At 64.6% G+C, this 13,118-nt stretch carries 7 protein-coding genes; 5 read left to right on the top strand and 2 right to left on the bottom strand.

The genetic code is table 11. From position 1 onward, the window contains the following. Window positions 1-10: 10 nt before the first annotated feature. A complete protein-coding gene (gene gltB / locus ACQZAB_RS05615) occupies window positions 11-4,600 on the bottom strand; it encodes a glutamate synthase large subunit (protein WP_428387853.1) in 4,590 nt (1,529 codons plus the stop codon). Then, window positions 4,597-5,523: a LysR family transcriptional regulator gene (locus ACQZAB_RS05610; RefSeq protein WP_428387852.1), complete on the bottom strand. Its 927-nt coding sequence runs from the start codon at window positions 5,521-5,523 to the stop codon at window positions 4,597-4,599. Before ACQZAB_RS05610 ends, gltB begins: the two co-directional genes overlap by 4 nt. Window positions 5,524-5,684: 161 nt before the next feature. Between ACQZAB_RS05610 and ACQZAB_RS05605 the strand changes: the two genes are divergently transcribed. The 5 genes from ACQZAB_RS05605 to clpB all read left to right on the top strand — a co-directional run bounded on the left by ACQZAB_RS05605 (window position 5,685) and on the right by clpB (window position 13,113). Next, the gene (locus ACQZAB_RS05605) at window positions 5,685-6,851 is read left to right on the top strand and encodes a glycosyltransferase (RefSeq protein WP_428387850.1); all 1,167 of its coding nucleotides are present in this window, start codon (window positions 5,685-5,687) and stop codon (window positions 6,849-6,851) included. Between the two features lie 24 nt (window positions 6,852-6,875). Then, complete coding sequence (locus ACQZAB_RS05600; protein ID WP_428387849.1) at window positions 6,876-7,754, top strand: hypothetical protein; 879 nt, start codon at window positions 6,876-6,878, stop codon at window positions 7,752-7,754. A 104-nt stretch (window positions 7,755-7,858) separates the two neighbouring features. After that, window positions 7,859-9,268, top strand: a complete 1,410-nt coding sequence (gene dacB, locus ACQZAB_RS05595; protein WP_428387847.1) for a D-alanyl-D-alanine carboxypeptidase/D-alanyl-D-alanine endopeptidase — start codon at window positions 7,859-7,861, stop codon at window positions 9,266-9,268. 65 nt (window positions 9,269-9,333) lie between these two features. Further along, entirely contained in the window at window positions 9,334-10,251 is a 918-nt protein-coding gene (locus ACQZAB_RS05590) for a DnaJ C-terminal domain-containing protein (RefSeq protein ID WP_428387845.1), read from the top strand. 225 nt (window positions 10,252-10,476) lie between these two features. After that, window positions 10,477-13,113 (top strand): ATP-dependent chaperone ClpB, encoded by a 2,637-nt coding sequence (gene clpB / locus ACQZAB_RS05585; RefSeq protein ID WP_428387843.1) that lies wholly within the window; start codon window positions 10,477-10,479, stop codon window positions 13,111-13,113. The last annotated feature ends 5 nt before the right edge of the window (window positions 13,114-13,118 follow it).

Raw genomic sequence — 13,118 nt, 5'->3', positions numbered from 1 at the left:
CGTTTGTGGTTTAGCCGAGTTCTGAGGCTCTTTGTCGGTCGCGTTCCTCGGCCTTGCGGGCGATGAGGACTTTGCGGTAGTCGATGGGCATGACTTTGATGAACTGGGGACGGAGTTTGTCGAAGTCGGCGAGGACACGGGCGGCGACGGTGGAGCCGGTGTGCTCGAGGTGCTGGTTGACCAGGTGTTTGACCTCGGCGATGTCTTCGGGTTCCTCGAGTTTTTCGAGTTCGACCATGCCGAGGTTGCAGTGCTGGAGGAAGTCGCCGTCGCGGTCCCAGACGTAGGCGATGCCGCCTGACATGCCGGCGGCGAAGTTGCGGCCGGTGCGACCGAGGATGACGACGCGGCCGTCGGTCATGTATTCGCAGCCGTGATCGCCGACGCCTTCGACCACGGCGTGGGCTCCGGAGTTACGGACGGCGAAGCGTTCGGCGACGATGCCTCGGAGGAAGGCGTGGCCGCCTGTTGCGCCGTAGAGGCAGACATTGCCGGCGATGATGTTGGTTTCGGGTTCGAAGCGTGCGGTGGGTGGTGGGGTGACGATGACCTTGCCGCCTGAGAGGCCTTTGCCGACGTAGTCGTTGGCGTCGCCTTCGAGTCGGAGGGTGATGCCTGTGGCGAGGAACGCTCCGAAGGATTGTCCGGCGTGTCCGCGGAAGTGGATGCGGATGGTGTCTTCGGGGAGGCCGGGTTCGCCATGGGCTTTGGAGACTTCGTGGCTGAGCATGGTGCCGGTCGCGCGGTCGGTGTTGCGGATGGGCATGTGGAACTCGACCGGCTCGCGGTTGGTGAGGGCGGGCTGTGCCTGTTTGATGAGAGATTGGTCGAGGACCTGCTCGAGGGCGTGGTCCTGCTGCATGAGCTTGCGGACGCCGACATTCTGGCGGTGGGCCGGGGGCGTGGCGGGCTGGAGGATGGGTTTGAGGTTGATGCCATCGGCCTTCCAGTGGGCGATGGCGTCGTGGGCGTCGAGGAGGTCGGTGCGGCCGATGAGTTCGTCGAAGGTGCGTACACCGGCGGCGGCCATGTAGCGTCGAGCTTCTTCGGCGACGAGGAAGAGGTAGTTGATGACGTGTTCGGGTTGGCCGGAGAATTTCTTGCGTAGGAGCGGGTCCTGGGTGCAGACGCCGACGGGGCAGGTGTTGAGGTGGCACTTGCGCATCATGATGCAGCCGACGGCGATGAGGGGCGTGGTGCTGAAGCCATACTCTTCGGCGCCGAGGCAGGCGGCGATGATGATGTCGCGTCCGGTTTTCATGCCGCCATCGGTTTCGAGTCGGACTCTGGAGCGGAGGTCGTTGAGGACGAGGGTCTGATGGGTTTCGGCGACGCCAAGTTCCCAGGGCAGTCCTGCGTGTTTGATCGAGGTGAGGGGTGAGGCACCGGTTCCGCCATCTGCTCCGGAGACGAGGATGTGGTCGGCGTGGGCCTTGGCGACGCCGGCTGCGACGGTGCCGACGCCGACTTCGGCGACGAGCTTGACGGAGACATCAGCGGCGGGGTTGGCGTTTTTGAGGTCGAAGATGAGTTGGGCGAGGTCTTCGATGGAGTAGATATCGTGGTGGGGTGGCGGGGAGATGAGTCCGACGCCTGGGGTGGAGTATCGGATCTTGGCGATGTAGTCGTTGACCTTGAAGCCGGGGAGTTGCCCGCCTTCGCCTGGCTTAGCGCCCTGGGCGATTTTGATCTGGAGGGTGTCGGCGTTGGTGAGGTAGTAGCTGGTGACGCCGAAGCGGCCGGAGGCGATCTGCTTGATGGCGGATCGTTTGGAGTCGCCGTTGTTGAGGATGTTGAAGCGTGCGGGGTCTTCGCCGCCTTCGCCTGAGTTGGACATCCCGCCGATGCGGTTCATGGCGACGGCGAGGGTTTCGTGGGCTTCTTTGGAGAGCGCGCCGAGGGACATGGCTCCGGTGCGGAAGCGTTTGACGATTTCGGCGGCGGGCTCGATCTCCTCGATGGGGATAGCGCGGTCGGGGAAGTCACGGACCTTGATGAGTCCGCGGAGGGTGCAGCGGCTGCGTGCGTCGTCGTTGGCGGTTCGGGCGAAGTTCTCGTAGGCCTCGCGGCTGTTGTCGCGGGCTGCCCGCTGGATGTCCATAATGGACGAGGGCGGGAGGGCGTGGCGCTCGCCTTGGGGACGCCAGTGGTAGTCGCCCGGGTTGGGGAGTTCTTCGGAGGTTGAGGGGTCTTCTGTGTTGGGGAAGCCGAGCTTGTGTCGACGGGCGGCTTCTTCGGCGAGGATGTCGAAACCGGCTCCCTGGAGTCGGCTGGCGGTGCCGGTGAAGCAGCGGTCGATGACTTCGTCGCGGAGGCCGAGGCACTCGAAGATCTGCGCGCCCTTGTAGCTGGCGAGGGTGGAGATGCCCATCTTGGACATGACTTTGAGGATGCCCTTGCCGGCGGCTTTGATGTACTGGGCGACGAGGTCGTCGATACCGGCGTCGAGGTCGAGCAGGCCCTGGCGGTTCATCCAGCGGAGGGCGGCGATGGCGAGGTAGGGGTTGATGGCGTCGGCGCCGTAGCCGATGAGCACGCAGAAGTGGTGGACTTCGCGGGGTTCGGCGGACTCGACGATGAGGCCGATGCGGGTGCGCTCCTTGTGCCTGACCAGGTGCTGGTGGACGGCGCCGGTGGCGAGCAGGGCGCTGAGGGGGATGCGGCCGGGGCCGGCGGCGCGGTCGGAGAGGACGAGGAGGGGGATCTCGTCGGCGACGGCCTGGCTGGCTTCTGCGCAGACGCGGTCGAGGGCTTCGACCATGCCGTCGCGGCCGGCGTTGGCGTCGTAGGTGATGTCGACGATTCGGGAGGACCAGCCGCGGTAGTTGAGGTCCTTGATGGCGGCCATCTGGCTGTTACGGAGGATGGGCTGGGCGAGGTGGAGGCGGTGGGCCTGGCGCTCGTTGGTGTCGAGGAGGTTGCCTTCGGGGCCGATGAAGCCGTCGAGCGACATGATGATCTCTTCGCGGATCGGGTCGATGGGCGGGTTGGTGACCTGGGCGAAGAGCTGCTTGAAGTAGTCGTAGATGAGTCGGGGCTTGTCGGAGAGGACGGCGAGGGCGGCGTCGTTGCCCATGGAGCCGATGGGTTCGGCGGCTTTCTGGACCATGGGTCCGAGGATCATGCTGAGGTGTTCGGTGGTGTAGCCGAAGGCGCGAAGCGTGGGGATGAGCTGGTCGTGAGGCACGCGTTGGCGTTGGTCCTCGGGGGGGACGGGGAGGTCGGAGATGTCGATCTGCTGGTTCTGAAGCCAGCGGCCGTAGGGTCGTTTGGCGGCGATCTGGCTTTTGAGTTCGGCGTCGTCGATGATCTGTCCACGATCGAAGTCGACGAGGAACATGCGGCCGGGTTCGAGTCGGCCCTTGGAGCGGACTTCGTCTTCGCCAAGGTCCACCACGCCGACTTCGGACGCCATGATGACGCGGTCGTCGTTGGTGATGTAGTAGCGGGAGGGTCGGAGGCCGTTGCGGTCGAGGACGGCGCCGATGTAGCGGCCGTCGGTGAAGGAGATGGAGGCGGGGCCGTCCCAGGGTTCCATGAGGTTGGCGTGGAACTCGTAGAAGGCGCGCTTCTGGATGGGCATGGACTCGTGGTTTTCCCATGCCTCGGGGATCATCATCATCATGGCTTCGGGGAGGGAGCGGCCGGCCATGAGGAGGAGTTCGAGCGCGGTGTCGAAGGTACCGGAGTCGGAGAGGTCTTCGTCGATGAGGGGGATGGCCTGATCGAGGAGGTCCTGGACGACGGAGCCGTTGTCGGCGCTCATGGCTCCGGCGCGAGCGCGGAGCCAGTTGGCGTTGCCTCGGAGGGTGTTGATCTCGCCGTTGTGGCTCATCCAGCGGCAGGGCTGGGCTCGGTCCCAGGAGGGGAAGGTGTTGGTGGAGAAGCGTGAGTGGACCATCGCGAGGTGGGAGACGTAGCGTTGGTCGCGGAGGTCGGGGTAATAGAGCGGGACCTGTGGCGCGGTGAGCTGGCCCTTGTAGACGATGATGCGGCTAGAGAGGGAGCAGACATAGAACATCTCGGCCTGCTTGACGGCCCTTGCGCCGCGGATGGTGGCGGCGGCTTTTTTGCGGGCGAGGAAGAGTTCCTGTTCGAAGCGGTGCTCGTCGTGGTCGTCGGCGGGGGCAACGAAGACCTGTTCGCAGGCGGGTTCGGTGGCACGGGCGGAGGGACCGATGTCGGCGGCTTCGGGGTCGGTGGGGAGATCGCGCCAGCCGATGAGCTTGAGTTGGCGTTCATCGAGGATGGCTTCGAAGGCTTTTTTACAGGCGTCGCGGGCCTCGGCGTCCTGGGGGAGGAAGACGTTGCCGGCGGCGAAGAGGGTGTCGGGCAGGTCGAGGCCGGAGGCGGCGCGGAAGAGGTGAACGGGCAGCGCGGTCATGATGCCGGCGCCGTCGCCTGTGTTGGTCTCGCAGCCGCAGGCACCCCGGTGGTCCATGCGGGTGAGCATGGTGAGGGCGTCGTCGACGATGCTGTGGGACTTGCGACCCTTGATGTTGGCGATGAAGCCGACGCCACAGGCATCGTGCTCGTAATCGGGGTGATAGAGGCCGGTGGGTCCGGGCCTGAGGTTGTGGTTGGGTTGGCAGGCGGTCATGGTTGCTGGGCTCCGAGCACGGGTTGGGCCTGTGGGCTTTCGGCGTGCTGACGCAGGTAGTCGGCGAAGGTTCTGGCGGCGGGTGAGAGTCCGGTGCCGGGTCGGGTTGATTGTCGATGGATGATGCCGACCGGACGGGTGAGGACGGGGGTGAGGGGGATGACGCGGAGGAGTCCGGCGTCGGCCTCGCGGGTGACGGCGGGGGCGGGGAGGATGGCGATGTCGGTTGATCGTGTGACGGCGGAGCGGAGGGTGTCGAGGTTGTCGAAGGTCTGCTCGATGACGACGTGGGCGCCGTGCTCGCGGAGGTGGGCGCGGATCTTGCGGGCGACGGGGAGCCGGTTGTCGAAGGCGAGGAGGGGGACGTTGGAGAGATCGGCCGGGGTCAGGCTGGTGCGGTTGGCGAGGGGGTGCGCTGGCGAGGCGACGACGGCCATGGGCTCGCGGCGGAGTGGGATGGCGGTGGTGCGTTTCCAGGTTTCGGGGTAGGCGACGATGCCGAAGTCGAGTTGGTGATCGAGGACTCGGCGTGCGATCTCGTCGGGGCGGTCGTAGGTGATGTGGACGGCGGCTTTGGGGTGCTCGGCGAGGTAGTTTTCGCGGAGGCGGCCGAGCCAGTCGATGCCCGAGGAGTAGATGGCTCCGATGCGTAAGGAGGCCTTGTCTTCGTCGTGGAGCTGGGCGATGCGTCGTTCGAGGGCGTCGTAGCGGGCGAGGACGTCTTCGACGCCGGTGAGATAGATCTCGCCTGCTGCGGTGAGTCCGAGGGGTCGGACGGAGCGGTCGAGGAGGGTGGTGCCGAGGCGTTTTTCGAGCTGGCCGATGCGCTGGCTGACCGCGGACTGGGTGAGTCCGTGGAGCTCGGCGGCTCTTGAGAAGCTGTGGCAACGGGCCACGTCGTGGAATAGGCGCAGGCTCTGCATAGTCGGTCCATGTTAGCATTAAGGAGCTTTATGGACGAGTGGTGTTCTTATTAATTTTTCTAATTATATAACGCTGGGGGACGGCTTCAGGGGCTCTGAAGGCGGTTTTGACCATTGGGCCGATAGTGGTGGAGGTGCGGGTTGGCGGATGGAGTGCGCACGTGTCGGATACTCGGCCGATCCTGGTTCATGTGGTGCATCGGCTCTATCGGGCCGGGGCAGAGTTGCTGGTGGCGGATCTGGCTCATCGGGCGGCGGAGCGGTACCGGGTGGTGCTGGTTTGTCTGGATGAGGTGGGCCCGCTCGGGGAGGAGCTGCGGGCGGAGGGGTTTGAGGTGATCTGTCTGGATCGGCGGCCGGGGCTGGACTTCGGTGTGGTTCAGCAGATGGCGCGGGTTTATCGGCGGCTGCAGCCTGCGGTGGTGCACACGCATCAGTACACGCCTTTCTTTTACGCCTCGGCTGCCAGGGTCGGGGTGCTGGGGCGTGGGCCGCGGATTCTATTTACCGAGCATGGGCGGCATTACCCGGACCGGCGCAAGCTAAAGCGGGTGGTGGCGAATCGGTTGCTGCTTGGGGCGGACGATCGGGTGACCGCAGTGGGCGAGTTTGTGCGTAGGGCGCTGGTGAAGAACGAGGGGCTGGCAGGGTCGCGGGTGACGGTGGTTCACAACGGGATTGATGTAGCGGGTTTCGCAAAGCCGGAGCGGGGTCGTGCGGATGTGCGGCGGTCGCTGGAGGCATCGCTGGGGATTGATCGGGAAGCCCCGCTGATTGTGCAGGTGGCGCGTTTTCATCCGGTCAAAGATCATCTGACGGCCATCCGGGCGATGGCGGGGGTGAGGCAGCGGCATCCGGATGCGGTGCTGCTGCTGGTGGGGGATGGCGATGAGCGGGCGTCGATTGAGCTGGCGGTCGCGGAGCATGGGCTGGAGGGCGCTGTCTGCCTGGCTGGGGTGCGATCGGATGTGGCTGATCTGTTGTTGGCGGCGGATGTGTTCCTGCTGACGTCGGTTTCGGAGGGGATCTCGCTGACGCTTCTAGAGGCGATGGCGGCGGGGCTGCCTGTGGTGGCGACGGCGGTGGGGGGAAACCCGGAGGTGGTGGAGCAGGGCGAGACCGGTTGGTTGTCCGGGCGGGGTCATGCGGAGGGGCTGGCGGAAGGGATCAGCCGGTTGCTGGGTGATGAGGGGATGCGGGCGCGCTTTGGGGCGGCGGGGCGTGAGCGGGTGGCGGCGAAGTTTGATCGGGAGCGGATGCACCGGGCTTATCTGGGGCTCTACGATGAACTGTCGGGTGGGACCCGCGGGCTGCGACTCGCGGGATGAGTTCTGGCATCAGGAGTGATACCGATGGCTTCACGTGTGTTGACGTTGGCGGCGTTTGTGGCGGTTGTGTTGTCGCTGGTTCTGTGGTCGCCGACGCGGGCGGACCTGGACGAGCTTTCGACGGGCTGGCGTGTGGACGCGGTCTGGTATGACGGGCTCGCGGAGATCGCGAAGTATGAGGCTTCGCGGGCGATCTATGGTCAGCCGCGATCGTATACAGCGCGGATCTTCACGAACAAGGAGCGGTATAGCTCGGCGACGACGACCAAGGCGGGAGGGTCGGAGGGACGCGAGGTGTTTAAGCATCACCGGCGTGACGATGTACCGACGCCTAACTACCTGTATCACTTCTCGACGATGGCCTATGTGGACACGCGGTCGCTGGAGCCGGTGAAGCTGGAGATGTCGTCGCAGGAGGATTGCGGGGCGACGTTCAAGCAGTACGTGGTGGATGGTCGTCGGATGAGGTTTTTGCAGTCGTCATATTTTCCGGGTGAGGGTCTGCGGCAGGACTCGGAGCGGATCGATGACGACGAGACGGTGTTTTTCGATTCGCTGACGCTGGTGCTGCGGAGTTTTCCTTTTGGATCGGGCGAGGAGATTCGGCTGGAGGCGATTCCGCCCCAGATGGATACGCGGCTGACGCCTGCTGAGCCGTTGGAAGTAGTGGTTCGGGAGGCGGGGACGGAGGTGCTGGCTCTGCCGGTTGGCGAGGTGCTTGCGCATCGGCTGGAGGTGACGCTGGCCGAAGCGGTGGGTGGCAGCCGGACATATGACTACTGGTTTGCGGCGGAAGGCACGTACGTGGCGGACGGGGTTGGGCTGCACGTGCTGGTGAAACATCGCGGGCCGTGGGGTTTGTCGCTGGATTTGAAGGGGCTGGAGCGTGGATCCTACTGGTAGGTTTTTATAGGTCTTGTGCAGGGTTGGCTTTGGGGGGTTACGCTGGGTTCATGAAGGGTAGGTGTCGGTTGCTGATCCGGGTATTGGCTGTCTTGATTCTGTGCTTGGGTAGCTTGCCGGCGCGGGCCTCTCTGGAGGGTCGGGTCCAGGAGCTGCTGAGTGCGGCGAATCTTGGGGGAACTGAGGTTTCGATTCTGATTTACGACCTGCGTGATCATCAGACGCTGGTGGCGCTGGATGCAGATGAGCTGATGATTCCGGCGAGCAACATGAAGCTCGTGACCACGGCGGTGGCGGCGGATGTGCTGGGCCCGGGGTTTTCGTTTTTCACGGAGCTGCGGATGTTGCCTCTTGAGGGGGGGCCGCCCGCGTTGTGGGTGATCGGGAACGGGGATCCGACGTTCGGGTCGCCGGATGTTCTGGCGGCGCACGGGATTGAGGTGGATCAGCTGCTGGACAAGTGGGTGTCGGCGGTGCGGAGCGCTCATGCCGGGGATTGGCGTGGGGTGATCGTGGACGATCGGGTGTTTGATCGGGTGTTTACCCATCCGAGTTGGCCGGCGGATCAGTTGAGTAATCACTGGTGTGCGGGCGTGGGCGGGCTGAACTTCTATGGCAACTGCATCGAGGTGATCCCTCAGCCGGCGGATATGGCGGGGGCGTCGCCTTCGGTTCGACTGTTCCCCCCTGCCGGTTTCATGGAGACGACAAACCGGGCGACGACGGGGCGGAATGATTCATTCTGGGTGAGTCGGTCGATGACGGACGATCAACTGGTGTTTCGGGGGACGGTGCGGCATCGGCGGTCGAGCGGGGTCCGCGTGGCGGTGCGCGATCCGGGTCTTTATCTCGGCGAGCACGTGAAGCAGGCGATCGAGGCAACCGGTGTGGCTGTCGGGCCGGTTGAGCGGGCGGACGGGATGTTTCGGCCTGAGGATTACACGGCGCTACATCGGGTGGAGACGGCATTGGGCATTGTGATGGAGCAGGCGAACCGGGATTCGGACAATCTGTCATCCGAAGGATTGTTCAAGGCGGTGGGCTGGCAGACGACAGGGCAGCCGGGCTCGTGGGAGAACGGGGCGGCGGCGGTACGTTTGGCTTTGCGCGAGCGATTGGGGCCGCGGGCGGCGGCGTTTCAGATTGCCGATGGGTCGGGCCTGAGCCGGGACAACCGGGTGACGGCGCGGCTGCTGGTGGAGCTGTTGTCGTCGGTGTATGAGGATGAAGCGGTGCGTGATCTGTATCTGGAGAGTCTGGCGGTGGGTGGGGAGTCGGGGACGCTGGACGATCGGATGGCAAGTCTGGAGGGGGCACGGGTGCTGGCCAAGAGCGGCTATCTGAACGGGGTATCGGGCTTGTCGGGCTACCTGTTGCTGCCCGAGGTTCGTGGTGGTGAGCGGGTGGTGGTGTTCAGCCTGCTGTTCAACGAGTTTCGGCGGCCGGTTACCAACAGTCGGCTGAAGCGGGTGCAGGATCAGATTCTTGCAGCGGTGGCGGCGAGTTATGATTGAAGTTCGCTTTAGAAGGTCAGCCGTGGGGTTGGGGAGGATGGCATGAGTTTTGTTTAGGGTTGCGCATGTCGCTGAAGTTTGAGGATTACTACAAGCAGCTGGGGGTGTCGCGGACGGCCAGTGGGGAAGAGATCCAGAAGGCCTATCGTGCGCTGGCGCGGAAGTATCACCCGGACGTGAACAAGGAGCCTGGTGCGTCGGAGAAGTTCTCGAAGATCTCGGAGGCTTACGAGGTCCTGAAGGATCCGGCGAAGCGGAAGAAATATGACGCGTTGGGCCAGAACTGGAAGCAGGGGCAGGCGTTTGAGCCGCCGCCCGGGTTTGAGGGGTTTGGTCGTGGACGGCGCGCGGGGTCGGGGCAGTTTCAGGGGGGGTTTCACGATTTCTTCGAGGCGTTTTTTCAGCAGCAAGCGGGCGGATCTCGGGGGGCTCGGGGCGGTGGAGGGTTCGAGGACCTGTTCGGTCAGGGAGGGGTTGGCCAGTCTCGTGGGCAGGCGCCACGGGCTCAGGAGCACGAGCTGGAGATCGGTTTGTATGAGGCGTATGCGGGATCAACGCGGTCGCTGACGCTGGATGGGCCTAGCGGGAAGAAGACGTTGGCGTTGAAGATTCCGGCGGGGACGGCGGATGGGAACAAGATCCGGCTGAAGGCGGACAACCTGATCCTGAAGGTGAAGGTGGCGAGGCACCCAGATTTTGAACTGTCGGGGCGCGACTTGACGACGACGGTGCGGGTGTCGCCCTGGCAGGCTGCGTTGGGTGCGAAGGTGGGCGTGAAGACGCTGGACGGTTCGCTGGAGATCGGGATCCCTGCGGGGACGTCGTCGGGTCAGCGGTTGCGGGTGAAGGGCAAGGGGCTGCCGAATGCGAAGGGTGAAGCGGGGCACCTGTACGTGCGGGTGATGGTGGACGTGCCGAAGGAGCTCAGCGACGAGGAGCGGGACGCCTACGAGCGGCTGCGTTCGCTGGCTCGGGGGGATTGATTCGTCGCGTTGCTGGGCGAGGTGGGCAGCGAAGGGTTTCAGCGTCTGCTGTTTTTACGGATTCGTGGTGCCTGCGAGCGCCGGGCTGCCTTTATGGCAGTCTGTGGCGTCGATCATGAGACCTATCTACATGTATTTATTGTTCTTATAAACCGGTGATTTTTGGCGCGCCGTATGCAGCGGGAGGCATGGTGTGTCCGATTGGTCACGCGGAAAGGTTGAGCCATGGATTTAAGTAAGACGACCGAAATGACCCGGCAGGCGATGCAGCAGGCGCAGGTGGATACGGGCAAGCGGGGACACCAGCAGGTGGATCCCGAGCACGTGCTGCTGGCGTTGGCGACGCAGCCGGAGGGCCTGATCCCGCGGCTGCTGGAGCGTGTCGGTTCGTCGGGCAAGCAGGTGGCGGCGGCGCTGGAGGCGGAGCTGGAGCGTCGTCCCTCGGTGTCGGGTAGCGGGGCGCAGCAGGTGGGTGGGTCGCAGCGGCTGGCGGCGATGCTGGCGGCTGCGCAGGAAGCAGCACGGGAGATGGGGGATGACTACCTGTCGGTCGAGCACCTGGTGCTGGCGATGTTCAAGGAGCCGGTGAAGGCTTCGGCGGCGGCGCGGATTCTTGGCGAGCACAACCTGGATGAGGATGTGTTTCGTGCGACGCTGGCACGGGTGCGGGGTCATCAGAAGGTGACGAGCGATCGGCCGGAGTCGACCTATGAGGCGCTCGAGAAGTACGGGCGTGAGCTGGTGGCAGAAGCGAGGGCGGGCAAGCTGGACCCGGTGATCGGTCGGGACGAGGAGATCCGGCGGACGATTCGGATTCTCTCGCGCAAGACCAAGAACAACCCGGTGCTGATCGGTGAGCCGGGCGTGGGCAAGACGGCGATTGTGGAGGGGTTGGCGCAGCGGATTGTTCGCGGCGATGTGCCGGAGGGCCTGAAGGACAAGTCGGTATTCGCGCTGGACCTGGGCTCGCTGATCGCGGGCGCTAAGTTCCGGGGTGAGTTTGAGGAGCGACTGAAGGCCGTCCTTGGCGAGGTGAAGGCGGCGGAGGGTCGGATCCTGCTGTTTATTGATGAGCTGCACACGATTGTCGGTGCGGGCAAGACCGAGGGGGCGATGGATGCGGGCAACATGCTCAAGCCGATGCTGGCAAGGGGTGAGTTGCACTGCATCGGGGCAACGACGCTGGACGAGTATCGGCAGCACATCGAGAAGGATGCGGCGCTGGAGCGGCGTTTCCAGACGGTGCTGGTGGACCAGCCGACGGTGGAGGACACGGTCTCGATCCTGCGTGGCCTGCGGGAGCGATTCGAGGTACATCACGGCGTGCAGATTCAGGATGGCGCGCTGGTGGCGGCGGCACGGTTGTCGCAGCGGTACATCGCGGATCGGTTCCTGCCCGACAAGGCGATCGATCTGGTGGACGAGGCGTGCGCGCTCATTCGGACGGAGATGGACTCGATGCCGGCTGAGCTGGACGCTGCTGTGCGGCGAGTGATGCAGCTGGAGATCGAGGAGAAGGCGCTGCAGGCGGAGAAAGACCGGGCCAGTGTGCGGCGGCTGGAGGACTTGCGTGCTGAGTTGGCCGATGCACGGAGCCGCGCGGATGCGATGCGGGCGCAGTGGGAATCGGAGAAGGCCTCGATCGGGACGACGCAGCAGCTGCGCGAGCAGATCGATCAGGTGAAGCGTGAGATGGAGGAGGCGGAGCGGGCGTACAACCTGGAGCAGGCGGCGGAGCTGAAGTATGGACGGCTGCCCGCGCTGGAGAAGCAGCTTGCGGAGCGCGAGCGTGCCGAGGAGGCGGCAGACGCTGAGGTGCGGGCGGATGAGGGGCAGCGGCTGCTGCGAGAGCGTGTGACAGAGGATGAGATCACGGGCATCGTCGCACGGTGGACGGGGATTCCGGTAGCACGGCTGCTCGAAGGAGAGCGAGAGAAGCTGCTGCGGCTGGATGAGGTGCTGCACGAGCGGGTGATTGGTCAGGAGGAGGCGGTGTCGCTGGTGAGTGATGCGATCCTCCGGTCGCGGGCGGGGATTGCGGACCCGCGTCGGCCGATCGGTTCGTTTCTATTCCTCGGGCCGACGGGTGTGGGTAAGACGGAGCTGGCACGTGCGCTGGCGGAGGCGCTGTTCGACAGCGAAGACAACATGGTGCGCATCGACATGTCGGAGTACATGGAGAAGCACGCGGTGTCGCGGATGATTGGTGCACCGCCCGGGTATGTCGGGTTTGAGGAGGGCGGGCAGCTGACCGAGGCGGTGCGCAGGCGGCCTTACTCGGTGGTGCTGTTCGATGAAGTGGAGAAGGCGCATCCGGAAGCGCTATCGATCCTGCTGCAGCTATTGGACGATGGCCGGATCACGGATGGTCATGGGCGGACGGTGAGCTTCAAGAACACCGTGGTGATCATGACGTCGAATCTTGGGTCGTCGCATCTGCTCGACGATGCGGTGATGGGTGGCGGAGAGGTGTCGACACAGGCACGGCAGCACGTGATGCAGGAGGTGCGAGCGCACTTCCGGCCGGAGCTGTTGAACCGGATCGATGAGACGGTGCTGTTTGCGCCGCTGACGCTTGGGCAGCTGGGTTCGATCGTGGAGTTGCTGGTGGCGGACGTGAACGAGCGTTTGTCGGACAAGCGGATCACGCTGACGCTGAGTGATGCGGCGAAGAAGCACCTGGCCGAGAAGGGGTTTGATCCGGTGTACGGCGCTCGTCCCCTGAAGCGCACAATACAGCGCGAGCTGGAGACGCTGGTGGCTCGGAAGATGATCGCTGGCGAGGTGGCGGAGGGCTCGCGGGTGAGTGTGGATGTTGTTGATGAGGAACTGCAGGTGACAGCGAAGGCGGCGGCGGCTTAACAGCC

Origin of the sequence: Mucisphaera sp., from assembly GCF_965279675.1 — a bacterium.
Lineage (GTDB): Bacteria > Planctomycetota > Phycisphaerae > Phycisphaerales > Phycisphaeraceae > Mucisphaera.
The sequence above is the reverse complement of the archived record's forward strand: the minus strand, read 5'-3'. Positions and strand labels throughout refer to the sequence as shown.

What these genes read in the sequence shown, in the direction of transcription:
- ACQZAB_RS05610 (WP_428387852.1), bottom strand. Translation starts at nt 5,523, where the DNA reads ATGCAGAGCCTGCGCCTATTCCACGACGTGGCCCGTTGCCACAGCTTC.
- ACQZAB_RS05600 (WP_428387849.1), top strand. Translation starts at nt 6,876, where the DNA reads ATGGCTTCACGTGTGTTGACGTTGGCGGCGTTTGTGGCGGTTGTGTTG.
- ACQZAB_RS05590 (WP_428387845.1), top strand. Translation starts at nt 9,334, where the DNA reads ATGTCGCTGAAGTTTGAGGATTACTACAAGCAGCTGGGGGTGTCGCGG.
- gltB (WP_428387853.1), bottom strand. Translation starts at nt 4,600, where the DNA reads ATGACCGCCTGCCAACCCAACCACAACCTCAGGCCCGGACCCACCGGC.
- clpB (WP_428387843.1), top strand. Translation starts at nt 10,477, where the DNA reads ATGGATTTAAGTAAGACGACCGAAATGACCCGGCAGGCGATGCAGCAG.